Raw genomic sequence first — 19,592 nt, forward strand, 5'->3', positions numbered from 1 at the left:
GAAGAGCCCGCCCCGACGCAGGTCGGGACGGGCTCATCGTGAACGTCGGACGATCAGACGCCGTAGTACAGCTCGAACTCGAACGGGTGCGGGCGCTGGGCCATCGGCAGGATCTCGTTCTCGTACTTGTAGGAGATCCAGGTCTCGATGAGCTCCTCGGTGAACACGCCGCCCTCGAGAAGGAAGGCGTGGTCCTCACGCAGGGCCTCCAGCGAGTCCAGCAGCGAGTTCGGCACCTGCGGGATGTTCTTGGCCTCCTCGGGCGGCAGCTCGTAGAGATCCTTGTCCACGGGCTCGTGCGGCTCGATGCGGTTCTTGATGCCGTCGAGGCCGGCCATGAGCTGCGCGGCGAAGGCGAGGTACGGGTTGCCGGAGGCGTCGGGTGCGCGGAACTCGATGCGCTTCGCCTTCGGGTTGGAGCCCGTGATCGGGATGCGGATCGCGGCCGAGCGGTTTCCGGCCGAGTAGACCAGGTTGACCGGAGCCTCGAAGCCCTTGACCAGACGGTGGTAGCTGTTCAGGGTCGGGTTGGTGAAGGCGAGCAGCGCCGGAGCGTGCGCCAGGATGCCGCCGATGTACCAGCGCGCGATGTCGCTGAGCTGGCCGTAGCCGGCCTCGTCGTAGAAGAGCGGCTTGCCGTCGCTCCACAGCGACTGGTGGGTGTGCATGCCCGAGCCGTTGTCGCCGAAGAGCGGCTTCGGCATGAACGTCGCGGTCTTGCCCCACTGGTCGGCGGTGTTCTTGACGATGTACTTGAACTTCAGGATGTCGTCGGCCGCGTGCACCATGGTGTCGAAGCGGTAGTTGATCTCCTGCTGACCGGCGGTGCCCACCTCGTGGTGCGAGCGCTCGAGGATGAACCCGGCCTCGATGAGCTTGAGGGTGATGTCGTCGCGGAGGTCGGCCGTCTTGTCGACGGGGGAGACGGGGAAGTAGCCGCCCTTGTACGGCGTCTTGTTGCCGAGGTTGCCGCCCTCTTCCTCACGACCGGTGTTCCATGCGGCCTCTTCGGAGTCGACCTTGTAGAAGCTCTCGCCCGCTGTGACGGAGTAGCGGACCTCGTCGAAGATGTAGAACTCGGCCTCGGGCGCGAAGAACGCGGTGTCGGCGATGCCGGTCGATGCGAGGTACTTCTCGGCGTTCTTGGCGACCTGACGCGGATCCTTCGAGTAGATCTCGCCGGTGCGGGGGTTGTAGATGTCGAAGACCATGACGAGCGTGCTCGCCTCGCGGAACGGGTCGACATAGGCGGTCGTGACGTCAGGGATGAGCTGCATGTCGGACTCGTGGATGCTCGCGAAGCCGCGGATCGAGGAACCGTCGAACAGCTGGCCGTTGACGAAGAAGTCCTCGTCCACCGTGGATGCCGGGATGTTGAAGTGCTGCTGCACACCGGGGAGATCGGTGAAACGGATGTCAAGGAACTTGACGTCGTTCTCCGTGATGTAGCTCAGTACCTCGGACGAATCTTTGAACATGTACGACTCCTGTAATGCGGATCGATGGCTTCACGGCCATTCTGCACAGTACGGCTGGAGGATTTCTCCGGGGTGTCCGCTTTGTTTCGAGCTTGTTACGGCAGAGGCATCCGCGGACGCTGGGTAGGCTGGACAAGTGACGGATGCTGTGAACTCGTACCCCGGTGAACGACTCGGTCTTCCGGAGCAAGGTCCCGGGAGCATCGCGCGCCCCGGCAGGCGGATCGGCGCGCTGCTGATCGACTACGCGGCGGCGAGCATCATCGCGACGGCGTTCTTCGGATTCAACCAGTTCGCGCTGCCCTCGGAGGCCGGTCTCAGCCAGTTCGCGCCCATGGCCGTGTTCGCGGTGATGCAGATCCTCTTCATCCCCACCGCCGGCGGCAGCCCGGGGCACCGCATTCTCGGCATGCGCGTGGTTCCCTTCGCCGGCCCCGGCTGGGTCGGCCTGTGGCGCCCCGTCGTCCGCACGCTTCTGCTGGTCATCATCATCCCCGCGGTGGTGTGGGACGCCGATCAGCGAGGACTCCACGACAAGGCGTCGGGGCTGATGCTCATCCGCGCCTGACGCGACTCACTCCTTGCCGCGGTTGCGGCGGCGCGCCTCTCGAGGAGCGCGTCCGCCCACGAAGGAGCGGGCGGGATCGACGACGTACCCCTGACGCAGCGCCTCGCGGCCGATGAGCATCCGGAACCCCATCTCGTCGCGGTTGCTCAGCGTGACCTCGGCGAGTACCTCGCGGTCGTGCAGACGGATGAGCAGCTCGACGACGAAACGCTCCTGCGCGTGGCCAGAGGAGCTGCGGACGGCCCGCCGATCGTGCACGGGGCACTCCACTTCGACGGTGTCCTCCTGGCTGTCCTGCCAGGGCTTGACGCGGAATCGCACCCACTCCTCGCCGTCGCGCTCGAACTCGCGGATCTCGAACGCGTGCAGCGATGAGGTGCGCGCGCCCGTGTCGATCTTCGCTTTCAACCAGTCGACGCCGAGATCGGGCAGGCTCACCCATTCTCGCCACCCGATAAGAGTGTTTGAATGGGATGTCTTACTCACCCGATACATCCTGGCAGGAAAACTCCGTGAAGATCGCTGTGCTCTCCCGTGCGCCGCAGGCGTACTCAACCCAACGACTCCGTGCAGCAGCACTGCAGCGCGGGCACAACGTCAAGGTGTTGAACACGCTGCGCTTCGCGATAGACCTCACGGCCGATGAACCGGACCTGCACTATCGGGGGCGCCAGCTCAGCGACTACGACGCGATCCTGCCGCGCATCGGCAATTCGATCACGTACTTCGGCACCGCCGTGGTGCGCCAGTTCGAGCAGATGGACGTCTACACGCCGAACACGGCGAACGGCATCTCCAGTGCGCGCGACAAGCTCCGCGCGAACCAGATCCTGTCGCGCCACAACATCGCGATGCCGCCAACCGCTTTCGTCCGCAACCGCGCCGACGTGCGCCCGGCGATCGAACGCGTGGGAGGCGCCCCCGTCGTGATCAAGCTCCTCGAGGGCACCCAGGGCATCGGGGTCATCCTCGCTCCGCAGGTCAAGGTCGCCGAGGCGATCATCGAGACCCTGCACTCGACGAAGCAGAACGTGCTGATCCAGAAGTTCATCTCGGAGAGCCGGGGCAAGGACATCCGCGCCCTCGTCGTGGGCGACCGCGTCGTGGCGGCCATGCGACGGTCGGCGGCCGGCGATGAGTTCCGGTCGAACGTGCACCGGGGCGGCTCAGTGGAGGCCATCGAGCTCGACCCCGTGTACGAGCGCGCCGCGGTGCGCTCGGCGCAGATCATGGGCCTGCGCGTCGCCGGAGTCGACATGCTGGAGGGCGAGGACGGCCCGCTCGTCATGGAGGTGAACTCCTCTCCGGGGCTCCAGGGCATCGAGACCGCCACGAAGCTCGACGTCGCCGGTGCGATCATCGACTACATCGCCGGCCAGGTCGCCTTCCCCGAGATCGACGTGCGGCAGCGGCTCACCGTCTCGACGGGGTACGGAGTGGCGGAGCTCATGGTCCACGGAGCCGTCGATCTCGTCGGGAAGACGCTCGGCGAAGCGGGGCTGTGGGAGCGCGACATCACCGTGCTCACGCTGCACCGGGGCGTCAGCGTCATCCCCAACCCGCGCAAGCACGTGATCCTCGAGGCCGACGATCGGCTCTTCTGCTTCGGCAAGCTCGACGAGATGCGCTCCATGATCCCCGAGCGACGTCGGCGTCGTGCGAAGGTGCGTCGTCTGCCCCGTCAGCCGCTCTCCGAGTGAACGACGAAGCGCGGCCGCCCTCCTGAGGAGGTGCGGCCGCGCTTCGTCGTGTGCGGGGCGTTCGATCAGCGCGGACGCTGCGAACGGACCTTGGTGGGGTCGATGCCCTTCGGGATCGGCAGCGAGGAGAGCGACTGGGAGACCGAGTCGATGCGGCGGATGACCGCGCCCATCGTCGCCTTGTCGATGGCCTTCGGAAGCTTCTTGATGGTCTTCGCCAGGTCGGCGATCGTGACGTCGTCGTCGCCATGGCCGACGTAGAGCACCGTGACGGGAACACCGTGCGCGACGCGCTCCGCCTTGCTGCGCTCATCGTTGACCAGGCGGGTGAGGCGTCCGCGAGAGCCCTCGCCGACGACCACGACGCCGCCGCGTCCGACCGTGCGGTACACGGCATCCTGCGTCTTCGGGTTGATGCCCACCGGCGTCTCGGATGCCTGCCAGTTGCGGCCGAGGCTCGTGCTCAGCACATGACCCGTCGCGCCGGGCATGCCGTCGATCTTCTGGTACATGGCGGACGTCGACAGGCGCGTCATGAGGAACATCGCACCGAGGATACCGAGCATGAGACCGGAGATGCCCCACAGGACCAGCGTCCAGATCTGGAACGGCGGGATGACGTATCCGGCGATCAGTCCGACGAGGACGCCTGCGACGAGGATGGCGATCTGCGCCCACGGAAGCCAGGGATAGATCTCACGGGTGAACTTGAAGAGGGACCTGATCTGGGAGAAGAACCCAGGACGCTTCTCAGGTGCGGACGCGCGGTTTGCCATGGGTATCAGCCTACCGATTCCCCGGTGCGTCCGATGTCCCGTTCGCGCCGGGCGGATTCCACTCTTCGTCCACAGTGGTCGATTCGCGACGGATCCATCCACATCACCCGCTTTCGCCACCATGGCGCAGGCGGATGCGCTGTCATGGTCGCATGGTGAGGGAGATGAACGCGATGACCGGGCTGGTGCCCGGCGCGCACCGCGCGATCAGGGTGCTCGATGCGGACGAGGGGCCGTTCCGGGGCACGCTGGTCGCAGACGGCGAAGGGGTCGCCGTCTGCGCGGATGCTGCCGCGTTCAGCGGGTGGACGGGGTGGATGCTCGCGGGGAGCGATCATGTGGCCGGTCCGCTCGACCTCGTGCGCCGTGCCGACGGGCACGACGTGCTGCTGCCGTGGTGCACGGAGCGGATCTCGGCGTTTCTGGGGCGCCGAGCCGCTGCGGGATCCACGCTCGCCCCTGGGGAGGTGAGCACCCTCGTGGCGAGTCTGTTGCGGGGTGTGGCGGAGTGCGGGGAGAGGAGTGCCGAGGGGAGCGGCACCTGGTGGATTACGGACGGAGGTCGGCCGATGTTCGTGATCGGGGAGGGCGAGGACGTGCGGATCGCGACCGCGCGGATCGTCGAGCTGGTGCAGCGGGAATGCACCGACCGGGCGCTGGGCCGGCTGCTCTCCTCCGTGCAGGGTGGGCTCACGGAGGGGAGGAGCAGGCCGCGGATGCTGCCTCAGCACCTTACGCGATGGGAGGCGGAGCTGTTCGAGCTCGCGGCGCCGAAGGCGCTCGACCGGGAAGTCCTGGCGCCAGAGAGGGTTCGCGACATCGAGATGCTCCGCGACGAGGACCCCCGCGCGCAGGTGTGGAGTCGGCGGGAACTGCGACGCGCCTCTGACGAGGGCGATGCGTCCAGGGGAGTAGGACGTGCCGTCCGCTCAGCTCTGGTGGGATGGGGGCGGGCTGCTTCCGGGACGATGGCCGACCTGCTTCTCCGTCTGCGACCTGACTCCGGCCGGGGTGCTGCGCGGGTGGCAGGCGCTGGCTCGCGGAGCCGCTTCGGTCGCGGGCGGCGTGACGACGGACCGAGTGACAAACGTCGGGAGGGCGACGGCGGACGGGTGCCGAGGCCCCAGCGGCGCCGAGCGCAGGTGATCGCCGGTGTCGCCGCCGTGGCAGTCCTGGCCGTGGGGTTGTTGTGGCCCGCCGATGGCGCAGAGACGGTCGGTGCCGTGACACCGGAGACGGGGGTGTCCACTCCGCCGGACTCCCCGGCTGCGACACCTGGTGCACGTCCGCACAGCGCGCCGGAGTCGCCGGGTCCTGATGAGGATCCGCTGGTGTCGGGTCCCGTGCTTCTCGACGCGATCTCGCAGTGCCTCGCTGAGGCCGATGCCGCGTGCACGGAGGCGGTGGCCGAAGGCTCAGCCGGTGTCGTCGATGCGCTGAAGGACGTGCTGCGGGGGGATGAGCGACCGGAACTTGCGCTGGTCGACGAGTACGGCGACGTCGCAGTGGTGCGGATGTCAGCGGTCGCAGGGGAGGACGGCGGTTCTCCCTCCGAGGGTGAGCGGATGCTCGTGCTCGTACGCCTTAACGAGCACTGGCTGGTCCGCGACGTCTACGACGTCGCGGACCAGCCTGGGTGATCCGGTGATCAGGCTCCGAGGTCTGCCGCGAAGTTCGCCGCCTCGAGGCGGGCCTTGACCGCACCGAGGAAGCGGGCTGCGTCGGCGCCGTCGATGATCCGGTGGTCGTACGAGAGCGCGAGGTACACGTACGAACGGACGGCGATCGCATCGGCGCCGCCCACCTTCACGAGACCGGGGCGCTTGACGACGGTTCCGGTCCCGAGGATCGCGGACTGCGGCAGGAAGACCACCGGAGTGTCGAACAGCGCGCCGCGCGAACCGGTGTTGGTCAGCGTGAACGTGCCGCCGGCGAGCTCGTCGGGCTTCAGCTTGTTGTCGCGGGTGCGAGCAGCGAGGTCGGCGATCTCATGAGCGATCTGAGCGATGTTCTTCGACGCCGCGTCACGCAGGACGGGAGTCAGCAGGCCGCGCTCGGTGTCGACCGCGATCGACAGGTTCTCGGTCGCCGGGTAGACGATCTGGTCGCCGTCGACCGTGGAGTTCACGATCGGGAAGGCGCGCAGAGCCTCGGCGGCGGCCAGTGCGAAGAACGGCAGGAAGGACAGCTTGTCGCCGGTCTTCTGCAGGAACGATCCCTTGACGCTGTCCCGATAGTCGGCGAGGGCCGTGACATCGACCTCGACAACCGTCGTCAGCTGGGCCGTCTGCTGCATCGAAGCGACAGCGCGCTCCGCGAGCACCTTGCGCAGACGCGACATCGGCTGCGTCGTACCGCGCAGCGGCGACACCTCGAGAGGAGCGGGTGCCGGAGCAGCGGGTGCGGCCGCGGCGGGCGCGGTGGCAGCAGCCTCGGCGGCCTTGAGCACGTCCTCCTTGCGGATGCGTCCGCCGACACCGGTGCCGGCGACGGTCGCGAGGTCGACACCCTGCTGCGAAGCGAGGCGGCGCACGAGCGGCGTCACGTAGACGTTGTCGTTCTCCGCAGCGACCGGGGCCGGTGCGGCGGCGGGTGCCGGTGCGGCTGCAGGCGCCGGGGCAGCTGCGGGAGCGGGAGCGGGAGCCGGAGCAGCAGCGGGTGCCGGAGCGGCTGCGGGTGCCGGAGCGGCTGCGGGTGCCGGAGCAGCAGCCGGAGCCGCTGCAGCAGGCGCCGCGGCGGCGGGTGCTGCACCGGAGCCGACACGCGCGAGCACGGCGCCGACGGCGACGGTCTCGTCTTCGCCGGCGACGATCTCCTGCAGGACGCCGGCGACCGGCGACGGGATCTCGGTGTCGACCTTGTCGGTCGAGATCTCGAGCAGGGCCTCATCGACCGCGACGGTGTCGCCGACCTGCTTCAGCCAGCGGGTGACGGTGCCCTCGGTGACGCTCTCGCCCAGTTCGGGGAGGACGATGTCGGTGGCGTCGCCAGCCGGTGCGGCAGGGGCCGCTGGTGCGGACGCAGCGGGTGCAGCCTCGGCCTGTGCGCCGACGCTGGGGTCGGCCGGCTCGGGGGTCGCCTCTGCAGCAGGGGCCGCGGCTGCCGGAGCATCCGCAGTCGGTGCTGCGCCGCTGCCGTCGCCGATGCGCGCGAGAAGCGCGCCGACCTCGACGGTCTCGTCTTCGGCGACGAGGATCTCCTCGATCACACCGGTGACGGGGGAGGGGATCTCGGTGTCGACCTTGTCGGTCGAGATCTCGAGCAGGCCCTCATCCGCCTGCACCGTGTCACCGACCTGCTTCAGCCAGCGGGTGACCGTACCCTCTGTGACGCTCTCACCGAGAGCGGGGAGGATCACGGATGTGCTCATGACGGAGTCTCCTTCAGGAAGTTGTATGACGCTTGTCTAGCTTAGTGAACTGCGCACCGGTTGGTGCTCAGAGAGCGTGGAGCGGCTTTCCGGCCAGCACCAGGAAGGCTTCGCCCAGTGCCTCGCTCTGTGTGGGGTGGGCGTGGATCAGGGGGGCGATGTCCTCGGGGTGCGCCTCCCACGCGACGGCCAGCTGGCCCTCGGTGATGAGCTCGCCGACCCGGTCGCCGAGGAGGTGGACACCGAGGACAGGGCCGTCCTTGAGACGGACGACCTTGACGAGACCCCCGGTGCCGATGATCTCGCTCTTGCCGTTGCCCGCGAGGTTGTACTCGTAGGCGGCGATGGCATCAGCTCCGTGGGCGGCGATCGCCGCCTCCTCGGTGATGCCCACCGAGGCGACCTCGGGGCTCGAATACGTGACCTTCGGGATCTGGACGTCCGGGACGTTCGCGGGCGACAGGCCCGCGATGCGCTCGGCGACCGCGATGCCCTGCTGGAAACCGCGGTGTGCGAGCTGCAGACCCGGGACGATGTCGCCGACGGCCCACACTCCGGGGACGCCGGTGCGGAGGTCCTGGTCGACCGTGACGAATCCGCGGTCGAGGACGACGCCCGCCTCCTCGAACCCGAGGTCGGCGGTCACAGGACCGCGGCCGACCGCGACGAGGAGGTAGTCGGCGGTGAACTCCTTGCCGTCTTCGAGCGTGACGGTCACAGAGGTGTCGTCCTGCACGGCGGTCTGGAAGCGGATGCCGAGGGAGTACTGGATCCCGCGGCGGCGGAATGCGCGCTCCAGGCCCTTGCTGAGCGCGATGTCCTCGTTGGGGACGAGGTGCGGGAGCGCCTCGATGATCGTGACCTCGGCGCCGAACGAGCGCCACACGCTGGCGAACTCGACGCCGATCACGCCGCCGCCGAGGATCAGCACCTTCTCGGGGATGACGTCGAGGGAGAGCGCCTGCTCGCTCGTCAGGACGCGTCCGCCGATCTCGAGACCGGGGAGGGTCCTGCTGTACGAGCCGGTCGCGAGGATCACGTCCGTGCCGACGTACACGTCGTCGCCGACGCTCACCGAGCGATCGGCGTTGAGGCGCCCGGTGCCGGCCACCGTCGTGATGCCGCGGGCCTTGACGAGGCCCTCGAGGCCCTTGTACTTCTTCGCGACGATGCCTTCGCGGTATGCGCGGACTCCCGCCGGGTCGATGCCGTCGAGCGACGCCGAGATGCCGACGTGCGCGGCCCCCCGTACGTGCTCCGCCACCTCGGCGGCGTGCAGCAGCGCCTTGGTGGGGATGCACCCGCGGTGCAGGCAGGTGCCGCCGACCTTGTCCTTCTCGATCAGGGCGACGGACTTGCCGAGCTCGCTGGCGCGCAGGGCAGCGGCGTACCCGCCGCTGCCGCCACCGAGGACGACGATGTCGAAGGTGTGGGTTGTCATGATCTTGCCTCCGGGTGGGATGCGTCGGCGAAGGCGATGATCGATCGGACCATCGCCCCCGTTGGGCCCTTCTCAGTGAAGCCGTAAGGTGCGCCGTTGTGCTCGCTGGAGCCGGCGATGTCGAGGTGGACCCACGGAATGCGCGGGGCGTCCTCGGCGTCGGACACGCGTCCGATGAAGCGCTGCAGGAAGAGCCCGGCGAAGGAGGCTCCGCCCATGCGATCGCTCATGTTCGCGTTCTGCAGGTCGGCGATGGGGGAGTCGAGCGAGTCCTCCATGTAGGCGGGGAGGGGCATGTGCCACGCCGGCTCGTCCACGGCATCCGCTGCGGCCAGGAACTCCGCGACGGTGTCGTCGTCTCCGAACACGCCGGTGTGTCGATGGCCGAGCGCGGCGATGATGGCGCCGGTGAGGGTCGCGACGTCGATGATGACATCGGGGTGCTCGCGGCTCGCGGCGACCAGACCGTCTGCCAGCACGAGGCGGCCCTCCGCATCGGTGTTGTTCACCTCGACCGTCGTGCCGTCGAGGATCCGCAGGATGTCGCCGGGGCGGATCGCTCGCCCTGAGGGCATGTTGTCGGTGATGCACAGCCAGGCGGTCACACGAACGGGAAGGCCGAGCTTCGCGATGGCCCGCAGCGCGGCGAGGCTGGTCGCGGCTCCCGCCATGTCGAACTTCATCCCGACCATGGAGGCGGCGGGCTTGAGGGAGAGGCCTCCGGTGTCGAAGGTGATGCCCTTGCCGACGAGGGCGATGTGACGCCCCGCGTCGGCGGGGGAGTAGTCGAGGCGCACGAGGCGCGGCGGCCGGTCCGATCCCTGGCCCACGCCGAGGATGCCGCCGAAGCCCTGCTCGGCCAGCGCCTTCTCGTCGAGGATCTCCACGGAGACCTCGAGCCCGTCGACGCTGTCGGCGGCGCTCTGGGCGAGCTGCGCAGGGCTCTGCCACTCGGCGGGCACCAGCACGAGGTCCTTGACGAGCGCGACGGCCTCGCCGACGGCTGCGGCGCGCGCCACGGCGGCATCGTCGAGCTCCGCGTGAAGCAGAACGGTGCTCGCCCGCGGCTTCGGGGGATCGGCCTTGTACCCGTCGAACCGGTGGCCTCCGAGCACGGCGCCCTCTGCCGCGGCATCCGCGAACTCCTCGAGCCCCGGCGCCAGTGCGACCGAGACGGTCGCGAACCCCGTGAGCGTGCGCAGTGCGGCGCCGACGGCGTTGCGCACGGCGAGCGCGTTCGGGGTCTTCCCGGCGCCCACCACCGCGAACGGCACCGTCGTCACCTGGGGCGCGTGCACACGTGTGAAGGCGGAGGCGCCACCCGTGAAGCCGATGCCCTGCAGCGAGTCCGCGAGGCCGGGGAAGCCGGCGAGCGACTCTGCGGAGTCGGAGATGTCGGGCACGACGAGCACTGCGGCATCTGCAGCGCTTCCGGGGAACTGATCTGGGGTGCGCGAGAGCGCGGGAAGCGTCATGTCTCCATCCTAGAGAGCGCGGAGGCCGAGGGCGTGTGGTGGCGCCGCCGCGTGTTCGCTCTGAGCAATACCCGTGCCGCCCCCTCGTCCGACGCGGCTCGTAGCATGGAGATATGCCCTTCTCCGGAGACATCCTCGAACGCGTCGCCAACGCGCCGGCAGTGCCGCGCGGCCTTCCTCTGGTGATGCTCCTGACCGGATTCACCGACGCGGGCAGCGCCGTCTCCGGACTCATCGATCACCTCCGCGAGACGGCCGATCTCCAGCCCGTCGTCGTGTTCGACAACGACGCACTCCTCGACTACCGGGCGCGTCGCCCCGTGATCTCCTTCGATCAGGACCACCTGACCGAGTTCCGGCCCGCTCGGCTCGAGCTCTCTCTCGCCACGGATGCGCTCGGGCAGAAGTTCCTGCTCCTCTCCGGCTACGAGCCCGACTTCGCCTGGAACGAGTTCGCGCGCACCGTCCTCGAGCTCGCGACCGAGTACGAGGTCTCCGGTGTCAGCTGGGTGCACTCGATCGCCATGCCCGTGCCGCACACGCGTCCGATCGGCACGACGGTGAGCGGCAACCGACGCGACCTCACCGTCGCGCACTCGGTGTGGCGCCCCCGCACGCAGGTTCCGGCGACCGCGGGGCATCTGCTCGAGTTCCGGTTCGCCGAGCGCGGCGATCGCGTGGTCGGCTTCGTCCTGCTGGTTCCGCACTACCTCGCAGAGACCGAGAACCCGGATGCCGTGATCACGGCGGCCGAGCGTCTGATGGCCGCGACGGGTCTGGTGCTGATGCTCGACGAGGTGCGCGCGCGCCGGGAGGACTACATCACCCGGGTCGACGAGCAGGTCCTCGGCAACGACGAGCTGCAGCAGATGGTGCACAACCTGGAGCGCCGCTACGACGCCTACATGGCGGGGCGCGACCCGGAGGACGACTCCTACGACGAGGGCGGATTCAGCGAACGCGACCTGCCCAGCGCCGATGAGCTCGCCGCGGAGCTGGAGAGATATCTGGCCTCGCGCCCGTCGGGCGATGACGACAAGCAGGGTCGAGGCTGACGATACGCGGTATGTTCCGCACCGAATGCAGCCGCACACCCGTACGTGTGCGATACTAGGACTCTGACCCGTTGTCAATCAGTCTTTTCGGAGGCTGGACTTGACAAGGGTCTTACTAGTGTCCGAAAGTTCCGGGGCGTTTCAGCGGCCCCGTGAAAGGCGAAACGTGACTCCTGCCACGACAAACAAATCCCGGACGAAGAAGACCGCCGTCGAACCGGAGATCGACGCCCAGGTCGACGAGACGCCCGAGAAGCCCGCGCCCAAGACCGCTGCGCAGCGTGCCGCGGCGAAGCGCGCTCCTGCCAAGAAGAAGAAGTCGGATGACATCGTCGAAGACGACGATGCCCCCGTCGCCGGTGCGGCCGAGGAGGCCGACGAGGACGACGACGACGCGAAGCCGAAGTTCACCGAGCCGCTGCCGACCGGCGCGATCGTCATCTCCTCGAACGACGACGAGGACGTCCCGGTCTACTCCACGCAGATCACCGGCGCGACGGCTGACCCCGTCAAGGACTACCTGAAGCAGATCGGAAAGGTCGCGCTGCTGAACGCGGCCGAAGAGGTCGAGCTCGCGATGCGCATCGAGGCCGGTCTGTTCGCCGAGGAGAAGCTCGCCGCGATGACCGCGGCGGAGAAGACCAGCCAGCTCGGACTCGACCTGCAGTGGGTCGCCCGTGACGGTCAGCGTGCGAAGAGCCACCTGCTCGGCGCCAACCTCCGCCTCGTCGTCTCGCTCGCCAAGCGCTACACCGGTCGCGGCATGCAGTTCCTGGATCTGATCCAGGAGGGCAACCTCGGCCTGATCCGCGCGGTCGAGAAGTTCGACTACACCAAGGGCTTCAAGTTCTCGACGTACGCCACCTGGTGGATCCGTCAGGCGATCACCCGCGCGATGGCCGACCAGGCCCGCACCATCCGCATCCCGGTGCACATGGTCGAGGTCATCAACAAGCTCGCCCGTGTCCAGCGTCAGATGCTGCAGGACCTCGGCAGGGAGCCCACCCCCGAGGAGCTCAGCCGCGAGCTCGACATGACGCCCGAGAAGGTCGTCGAGGTGCAGAAGTACGGCCGAGAGCCGATCTCCCTGCACACGCCGCTCGGTGAGGACGGCGACAGCGAGTTCGGCGACCTGATCGAGGACACCGAGGCCGTGGTCCCCGCTGACGCGGTCGGCTTCACGATGCTGCAGCGTCAGCTCGAGCAGCTGCTCGACTCTCTCTCCGAGCGCGAGGCCGGCGTGATCCGGATGCGCTTCGGCCTCGGCGACGGACAGCCGAAGACCCTCGACCAGATCGGCGACACCTTCGGCGTGACGCGTGAGCGCATCCGCCAGATCGAGTCGAAGACCATGGCCAAGCTGCGGCACCCGAGCCGGTCGCAGTCACTGCGGGACTACCTCGAATGATGACGGGCGCACCTCAGGCGCGCTCGGCAGGCATCCGCTACGTCTTCCCCGTTCTGGCGGGCAAGCTCGCCCGGTTCGCCACGCGTCTGCGCGGCGGCGGATCGGCGTTTCCGGGATACCTGACGAACAGACTCGCGCCGACGCTGCTTCCCACGCTCGCCGGACAGTTCCGGTACGGCGTCGTGTTCGTGCTCGGTTCCAACGGCAAGACCACGACGACGCATATGATCAGCGAGGTGCTGCGTGCACACGGCCTGACCGTGTTCACGAACCCGACGGGCGCGAATCTGCCGCAGGGCGTCACCAGCGCGCTGCTCGCTGATGCGACGCTCACCGGCCGCATCCGTGCCGACGTCGCCGTGCTCGAGATCGACGAGGGCTACGCGGCGGATCTCGCGGATCGGCTCTCGCCGTCGGTGATCCTCTCGCTGAACGTGCAGGTCGACCAGCTGTACCGCTTCTACGAGACCGAGCGCGTGGCCGACATGATGCTCGAGGCGTCGAAGCGTGCCACCGGTCATGTCATCGTGAACCGTGACGACCCGTACCTGAGCAAGATCGACACGAGCGCGATGCGCGGTGAGGTGTCGTTCTTCGGCGTCTCGCCCGAACTCGTCGCGGCCTCAGCGCACGGCCTCGCGAATGCCGCGGACACCCGGAGCGGCAACGCCGGAATCCTCGACCACGACGCCTTCGCCGAGGTCGTCAGCGCCCGTGGTCGTGATGTGGTCGTCCGCGTCGACGGCGTGGACGCCGAGATCACCCTCCCCGCCCGCGGCCTGCACTACGCGGCCGATGCGGCCGCCGCGCTGACCGTGGCGTCGCGGGTCCTCGGATCCGACTTCACGGTGGAGAGCGCCGCGAAGGGCTTCGCGCAGATGGCGCCCGCGTACGGACGCGGCGAGGTCATCCCGCTCCGCCGCGACCCGGCGGGCGAGCAGGTCGAGTTCGTCATGTTCAAGAACGCGCCCAGCCTGCAGATGAACCTGGATGCGCTGGAGGGGGCCCCCGAGCGTGCCCTCATCGCGATCGACGAGGGCACCCCCGACGTCTCCTGGCTGTACGACGTCGACTTCGACGTGGTGAAGCGCATCGACGTCGTCACCGGGGAGAAGGCGTACCAGCTCGCTCTCAGCCTCGAGCACGCCGGCGTCGAGATCGGCGTCGTCGAGCCCGACATGGAGAAGGCCGTGGCTCTCATGCGGGCGCTCGAGCCCGCGGCCTCTGGTCGTCAGACCTGGTTCGTCAACTACGAGCTGATGATGATCGGGCGCAGGCTGCTCGGTCACGGAGATCAGGAGATTGCGCGCCGATGACCGACACCGTGCGAATCGTCCAGCTCTATCCGGTGGAGCTCGGTATCACCGGCGACCGCGGCAACGTGCGTGCCCTGCAGGTGCGCCTGGAGCGCGCCGGAGTGCCTGTCGACGTCGTCCGCGTCGGCATCGGGGAGGCACTCCCCGCGGATGCCGACATCATCGTGCTCGGCAACGGCCCCCTCTCCGCCATGCGCATCGTCGCAGACGACCTCCGGGCGCGCGCCGCGGAGCTCGAGAGGTTCGTCGAAGCCGGCCGCTCGCTCTTCGCGATCGGCGCATCCGCCGAGCTCCTCAGCGAGGGCGTCGATCTGCTCGACGGCGAGACCCTGGAGGGCCTCGGCCTGTTCCCGTTCCGTGTGGCGCGCACGCGCGACCGCAACGTCGGATACATCATCGCCGACGCCCCGTTCGGTCGAGTCATCGGATTCGAGGACCACGCCTCCCGCTGGACCCTCGGCCCGCAGGCCGAGGCCGCCGGCACAGTGGTGGCGGGCAAGGGCAGCTTCTCTCATGACGGCGCGGCCGGCGAGATCGTCCGCAGGGGAGAGTCCTACGCGTCCAACGTGCAGGGGCCGGCGCTTCCGCTGAATCCGCAGTGGTCCGACGCGATCCTCACCGCGGTGACCGCGCGGCGCGGCATCGCATGGTCCGCCGGCGAAGCGCACACGCATCTGAACGAGTACGCAGACGGAGCCCGCGCGGCCATCGAGCACCTCGTTCACAGCAAGGACTTCAGCACGATCGGTCTGTGATGATCAGCAGCGCGCTTCCCCGGGCGGTGATCTCGCGATCGGCGCTCACCGCATCTGCGGCGGCCGCTGTCGCCGCAGGAGGCCGAGTGGCCGATCTGCGCTCCGATGCCTGGGGGCACGGCATCCTCTCCGTCGCCCACGCGGTGACGATGGCGGGAGCAGAAGCGGTGCTCGTCGACTCGGCGAGTCAGGCCGAAGCCCTGTCCCTGGAGGGCATCGGCGCGGTCGTCGGCATCGAGCCCGACATCGACTCCGCGCGGCTCTACGGGCTGCCGGACGATGACGGCGTGCTGCTCACCGATCCCGTGATGCGGCTGGCCGGCCGCGTGATGTCGACCAAGAGGCTCAGACCCGGTGACGCCGTGTCCTACGGGTACACCCACCGCGCGACCGCGCACACCGTGGTCGCGCTGGTGACCGGCGGATACGCACAGGGGATCGTGCGAGCGCTCGGCAACAGCGCCCACGTCGAGGTCGACGGCAGAGAACGGCCCATCGTCGGCCGGGTGGCGATGGATGTCTGCGTCGTCGACCTGCAGGGCGAGGACGTTCCCGTGGGCACAGAGGTGACGTACTTCGGCGGCCGAGGTCCTGCCGGACCCGCCCTCGCCGGGTGGAGATCGGTGACGGGGCTCTCCGTCGCGGAGCTCGTGACGGTCGCAGGGTCCCACGCCGAGAGGGAGTGGGAGTCATGACCCGTCCGCAGCTGCGTCTGAGCAGCGCCCGCTTCATCGCGAACATCGACGCGGTGCGGGAGCGCATCTCGCCGTCCGAGCTGATGCTCGTCATGAAGGACGACGCCTACGGGCACGGGATCACCTGGGCCGTGGAGACCGCGGCGCGCACGAGCGTGGAGTGGTTCGGCAGCTACGACGTCCGCGGAGGTCTCGAGATCCGTCGCATCCTCGAGCGCCCGGCGCGCGTGTTCGCCTGGGCGACGGCGACGGATGACGAGATCGACGATGCTCTCCTGCAACGGATCGACCTCGGGGTGGGCACCGATGAGTACCTCGACCGGATCATCGCGAGGGCCCTCGCTCTCGGGCTCCGCGCGCGCATCCACCTGAAGATCGACACCGGGCTGCACCGCAACGGCGTGCTGCCCGAGGACTGGGCCGCGGTCGTGGAGCGCGCCCGTGGGGCCGAAGCCTCCGGCGCCATCGAGCTGGTCGGCGTCTGGAGCCACCTCGCGGAGGCGAGCGATGCCGAGGACGACGACGCCCAGAATGCCTTCCTCGACGCTGTGCAGGTCGTGAACGCGTCCGGCGCCGCTCCGGACGCCCTCCACCTCACCGCCTCAGCGGCGTCGTGGTGGCGTCCTGAGCTGCGCGGATCCGTCTCCCGGATCGGGGCGTTCTGCTACGGCGTCCGATCGGCCGATGGGCCTGATCTCGACGGGGTCCTGCCGGTGGCGGAACTCACCGCGACGGTTGTCGAGATCGCAGACGGCGCCGCGGTGATCGGCATCGGCAGCTTCGACGGCCTGCTCTCGACCCTCGCGGGCATGCCCGTCGGGACGGAGTCCGGAACTCGGCTGCTCACGAGCATCGGCCACACCACGTCCGTGATGTCCGATGCGGCCGACCTCGCGGTCGGCGACACCGTCTGGATCTTCGGTGCCGGCGCTCACGGAGAGGTGAGCGCGACCTCGCTCGCGGAGCGGGTCGACACCGTGGGCGAGGAGATCCTCACCCGTCTCACCTCACGCGTGCGCCGCGTGGTCATCGACTGACGCACGCGGCGCCGGTCGAGAGCAGAGAGTCAGGCCTCGATGAGGCGAGCGGTCTCGTCGTGCCAGCTCGTCGCGATGCTGCGGAGCTTCTCTTCGTACTTGCGTCCGTGGTGAGCGCAGAAGAGCAGCTCGGAACCGTTGACGACCGCCGCGATGTAGGCCTGAGCGCCACACGAATCACAGCGATCCATGGCGGTCAGGCGGAACTCGACGGCGGAGGTCTCACGTTCGGTCGTTGCATTCATCTCGGTGCCTCCTTGGGTGTCGGGTTCACTGTCGGGGTGTGCTCAATACAACCACGCGCAACCTGTACGCATGCCCGGCTTACGGCGTGTTTCGCTCAGCGCGTACGCCACGGTGGCGGTCTGGCGCAGATCGGGGAGTGTCTGCGGCTCTGGAGGGGGTCGCGAGAATAGAATCGGAGATTGTGACCGCCGAGTATTCCGCCCATCATCTCCAGGTGCTTGAAGGGCTCGAGGCCGTCCGGAAGCGCCCCGGCATGTACATCGGCTCCAACGGCTCGCCGGGCCTCATGCACTGCCTCTGGGAGATCATCGACAACGCCGTCGACGAGGCCGTCGCGGGCAACGGCTCGAAGATCGACATCATCCTGCACACCGACGGCAGCGTCGAGGTGCACGACAAGGGCCGCGGCATCCCCGTCGACGTCGAACCGCGCACGGGTCTGACCGGTGTCGAGGTGGTCTTCACCAAACTGCACGCCGGCGGCAAGTTCGGCGGCGGCTCGTACGCGGCATCCGGCGGCCTGCACGGTGTCGGCGCCTCCGTCGTGAACGCGCTCTCCGAGCGGCTCGACGTCGAGGTCGACCGCGGCGGCAAGACCTATGCGATGTCCTTCCACCGTGGCGAGCCGGGGAACTTCGCCGACACGGGGGAGAAGCGCCCCGACGCGCCGTTCACGCCGTTCCAGGACAAGAGCGAGCTGCGCGTCATCGGGAAGGCCCCCCGCGGTGTCACGGGCACTCGCATCCGGTACTGGGCCGACCGGCAGATCTTCACCAAGGACGCGGCCTTCCAGCTCCCTGATCTGGAGACCCGCGCACGGCAGACAGCGTTCCTCGTCCCCGGCCTCGAACTCGTCGTCCGCGATGAGCGCGCCGAGGAGAAGAACGAGACCTCGTATCACTACGAGGGCGGCATCTCCGAGTTCGTCGAGTACCTCGCCTCCGATGCGCCGGTGACCGACACGTGGCGCATCCAGGGCGAGGGAACCTTCAAGGAGACCGTGCCGGTGCTGCAGGCCGACGGTCACATGGTCGCCACCGAGGTCGAGCGCGTGTGCGCGGTCGACATCGCGATGCGCTGGGGAACCGGCTACGACACGACGACGCGCTCATTCGTGAACATCATCGCGACCCCGAAGGGCGGAACGCATCAGCAGGGCTTCGAGCAGGAGCTCCTCAAGGTGCTGCGCACGCAGGTGGAGCAGAACGCCCGCCGGCTGAAGGTCGGCAACGACAAGCTCGAGAAGGACGACGTGCTGGCCGGGCTCACCGCCGTGCTCACCGTCAACGTGCCCGAGCCGCAGTTCGAGGGCCAGACGAAGGAGGTGCTCGGCACCCCCGCTGTGCGCCAGATCGTCGCCCAGGTGCTCCGGAAGGACCTCGGCGACCGCTTCAGCTCGACGAAGCGCGACGACAAGAGCCAGGCCGTGCAGCTGCTCGACAAGATCGTCGCCGAGATGAAGGCGCGTGTCTCCGCGCGCGCACACAAGGAGACGCAGCGCCGCAAGAACGCGCTGGAGTCGTCCACACTGCCGACCAAGCTCGTCGACTGCCGCACGAACGAGGTGGAGCGCAGCGAGCTCTTCATCGTCGAGGGCGACTCGGCTCTCGGCACGGCGAAGAACGCGCGCAACAGCGAGTTCCAGGCGTTGCTGCCTATCCGCGGCAAGATCCTCAACGTGCAGAAGGCCTCGGTCGGGGACATGCTCTCCAACGCCGAGTGCGCCTCGATCATCCAGGTGATCGGCGCCGGATCTGGGCGCAGCTTCGACATCGACGCCGCGCGCTACGGCAAGGTCATCCTGATGAGCGACGCCGACGTCGACGGCGCCCACATCCGCACCCTGCTGCTCACCCTCTTCTTCCGCTACATGCGGCCGCTGATCGAGCAGGGGCGCGTCTTCGCCGCTGTGCCGCCGCTGCACCGGGTAATCGTGATGAACCCGGGGTCCAAGCCGAACGAGACGATCTACACATACAGCGAGCAGGAGATGCACGCGCTGCTGACGAAGCTGAAGAAGTCGGGCAAGCGCTGGCACGAGCCGATCCAGCGGTACAAGGGTCTCGGCGAGATGGATGCCGAACAGCTCGCGACCACCACGATGGATCGGGGCGGACGCCTGCTCCGGCGGGTGCGCATGGAGGATGCGGAGGCCGCTGGGCGCGTCTTCGAACTGCTCATGGGCAACGAGGTCGCCCCTCGTCGCGAGTTCATCATCGAGTCGTCCGACCGTCTGTCGCGCGAGGCGATCGACGCCTGAGTCGTCGCGGAG

General features: G+C 68.5%; 17 protein-coding genes. 10 read left to right on the forward strand and 7 right to left on the reverse strand.

The annotated features are described in order from the left end of the window. Positions 1-53 precede the first annotated feature (53 nt). Positions 54-1,478 (reverse strand): type I glutamate--ammonia ligase, encoded by a 1,425-nt coding sequence (gene glnA / locus ACFVRO_RS11050; protein WP_105673045.1) that lies wholly within the window; start codon positions 1,476-1,478, stop codon positions 54-56. 136 nt (positions 1,479-1,614) lie between these two features. On the opposite strand from glnA, the gene ACFVRO_RS11055 reads away from it, so the two are divergent. After that, complete coding sequence (locus tag ACFVRO_RS11055; protein WP_386952198.1) at positions 1,615-2,046, forward strand: RDD family protein; 432 nt, start codon at positions 1,615-1,617, stop codon at positions 2,044-2,046. A 6-nt stretch (positions 2,047-2,052) separates the two neighbouring features. On the opposite strand, the gene ACFVRO_RS11060 is transcribed toward ACFVRO_RS11055, so the two are convergent. Further along, positions 2,053-2,541, reverse strand: coding sequence for an ATP-dependent zinc protease (locus ACFVRO_RS11060; protein ID WP_105673047.1), 489 nt, complete (start codon positions 2,539-2,541; stop codon positions 2,053-2,055). Between the two features lie 17 nt (positions 2,542-2,558). On the opposite strand from ACFVRO_RS11060, the gene ACFVRO_RS11065 reads away from it, so the two are divergent. Next, the gene (locus ACFVRO_RS11065; RefSeq protein WP_105673048.1) at positions 2,559-3,746 is read left to right on the forward strand and encodes a RimK family alpha-L-glutamate ligase; all 1,188 of its coding nucleotides are present in this window, start codon (positions 2,559-2,561) and stop codon (positions 3,744-3,746) included. Between the two features lie 65 nt (positions 3,747-3,811). On the opposite strand, the gene ACFVRO_RS11070 is transcribed toward ACFVRO_RS11065, so the two are convergent. Continuing rightward, positions 3,812-4,522 (reverse strand): DUF4191 family protein, encoded by a 711-nt coding sequence (locus tag ACFVRO_RS11070; protein WP_105673049.1) that lies wholly within the window; start codon positions 4,520-4,522, stop codon positions 3,812-3,814. A 164-nt stretch (positions 4,523-4,686) separates the two neighbouring features. On the opposite strand from ACFVRO_RS11070, the gene ACFVRO_RS11075 reads away from it, so the two are divergent. After that, positions 4,687-6,162 (forward strand): hypothetical protein, encoded by a 1,476-nt coding sequence (locus ACFVRO_RS11075; RefSeq protein ID WP_386952200.1) that lies wholly within the window; start codon positions 4,687-4,689, stop codon positions 6,160-6,162. A gap of 8 nt (positions 6,163-6,170) precedes the next feature. On the opposite strand, the gene sucB is transcribed toward ACFVRO_RS11075, so the two are convergent. The 3 genes from sucB to ACFVRO_RS11090 form a co-directional block, all read right to left on the reverse strand. After that, positions 6,171-7,892: a 2-oxoglutarate dehydrogenase, E2 component, dihydrolipoamide succinyltransferase gene (sucB, locus tag ACFVRO_RS11080; protein ID WP_386952202.1), complete on the reverse strand. Its 1,722-nt coding sequence runs from the start codon at positions 7,890-7,892 to the stop codon at positions 6,171-6,173. 67 nt (positions 7,893-7,959) lie between these two features. Beyond that, a complete protein-coding gene (gene lpdA, locus ACFVRO_RS11085; RefSeq protein ID WP_386952204.1) occupies positions 7,960-9,333 on the reverse strand; it encodes a dihydrolipoyl dehydrogenase in 1,374 nt (457 codons plus the stop codon). Beyond that, the gene (locus ACFVRO_RS11090; protein WP_386952207.1) at positions 9,330-10,808 is read right to left on the reverse strand and encodes a leucyl aminopeptidase; all 1,479 of its coding nucleotides are present in this window, start codon (positions 10,806-10,808) and stop codon (positions 9,330-9,332) included. The genes lpdA and ACFVRO_RS11090 overlap by 4 nt, the downstream gene beginning before the upstream one ends. A gap of 113 nt (positions 10,809-10,921) precedes the next feature. Between ACFVRO_RS11090 and ACFVRO_RS11095 the strand changes: the two genes are divergently transcribed. The 6 genes from ACFVRO_RS11095 (at position 10,922) to ACFVRO_RS11120 (ending at position 17,074) form a co-directional block, all read left to right on the forward strand. Then, on the forward strand, positions 10,922-11,863 hold the full coding sequence (locus tag ACFVRO_RS11095; protein WP_105673054.1) for a proteasome assembly chaperone family protein: 942 nt from the start codon (positions 10,922-10,924) through the stop codon (positions 11,861-11,863). A gap of 166 nt (positions 11,864-12,029) precedes the next feature. Continuing rightward, on the forward strand, positions 12,030-13,271 hold the full coding sequence (locus ACFVRO_RS11100) for an RNA polymerase sigma factor (protein WP_105673055.1): 1,242 nt from the start codon (positions 12,030-12,032) through the stop codon (positions 13,269-13,271). Next, the gene (locus ACFVRO_RS11105) at positions 13,271-14,587 is read left to right on the forward strand and encodes a MurT ligase domain-containing protein (protein ID WP_341942061.1); all 1,317 of its coding nucleotides are present in this window, start codon (positions 13,271-13,273) and stop codon (positions 14,585-14,587) included. Before ACFVRO_RS11100 ends, ACFVRO_RS11105 begins: the two co-directional genes overlap by 1 nt. After that, positions 14,584-15,342, forward strand: coding sequence for a type 1 glutamine amidotransferase (locus tag ACFVRO_RS11110; RefSeq protein WP_386952210.1), 759 nt, complete (start codon positions 14,584-14,586; stop codon positions 15,340-15,342). The genes ACFVRO_RS11105 and ACFVRO_RS11110 overlap by 4 nt, the downstream gene beginning before the upstream one ends. Then, positions 15,342-16,037 carry an alanine racemase gene (locus tag ACFVRO_RS11115; protein ID WP_386954446.1) on the forward strand — a complete coding sequence of 232 codons (696 nt, stop codon included), beginning with the start codon at positions 15,342-15,344 and terminating at the stop codon, positions 16,035-16,037. Before ACFVRO_RS11110 ends, ACFVRO_RS11115 begins: the two co-directional genes overlap by 1 nt. Continuing rightward, on the forward strand, positions 16,034-17,074 hold the full coding sequence (locus ACFVRO_RS11120; protein WP_386952213.1) for an alanine racemase: 1,041 nt from the start codon (positions 16,034-16,036) through the stop codon (positions 17,072-17,074). Before ACFVRO_RS11115 ends, ACFVRO_RS11120 begins: the two co-directional genes overlap by 4 nt. Before the next feature lie 29 nt (positions 17,075-17,103). On the opposite strand, the gene ACFVRO_RS11125 is transcribed toward ACFVRO_RS11120, so the two are convergent. After that, entirely contained in the window at positions 17,104-17,319 is a 216-nt protein-coding gene (locus ACFVRO_RS11125; protein ID WP_105673060.1) for a hypothetical protein, read from the reverse strand. Positions 17,320-17,501: 182 nt separating this feature from the next. Between ACFVRO_RS11125 and ACFVRO_RS11130 the strand changes: the two genes are divergently transcribed. Next, entirely contained in the window at positions 17,502-19,580 is a 2,079-nt protein-coding gene (locus ACFVRO_RS11130) for a type IIA DNA topoisomerase subunit B (RefSeq protein WP_386952215.1), read from the forward strand. Positions 19,581-19,592: the final 12 nt, after the last annotated feature.

Origin of the sequence: Microbacterium sp. NPDC057944 (genome assembly GCF_042887445.1) — a bacterium.
Taxonomy (GTDB): domain Bacteria; phylum Actinomycetota; class Actinomycetes; order Actinomycetales; family Microbacteriaceae; genus Microbacterium; species Microbacterium natoriense.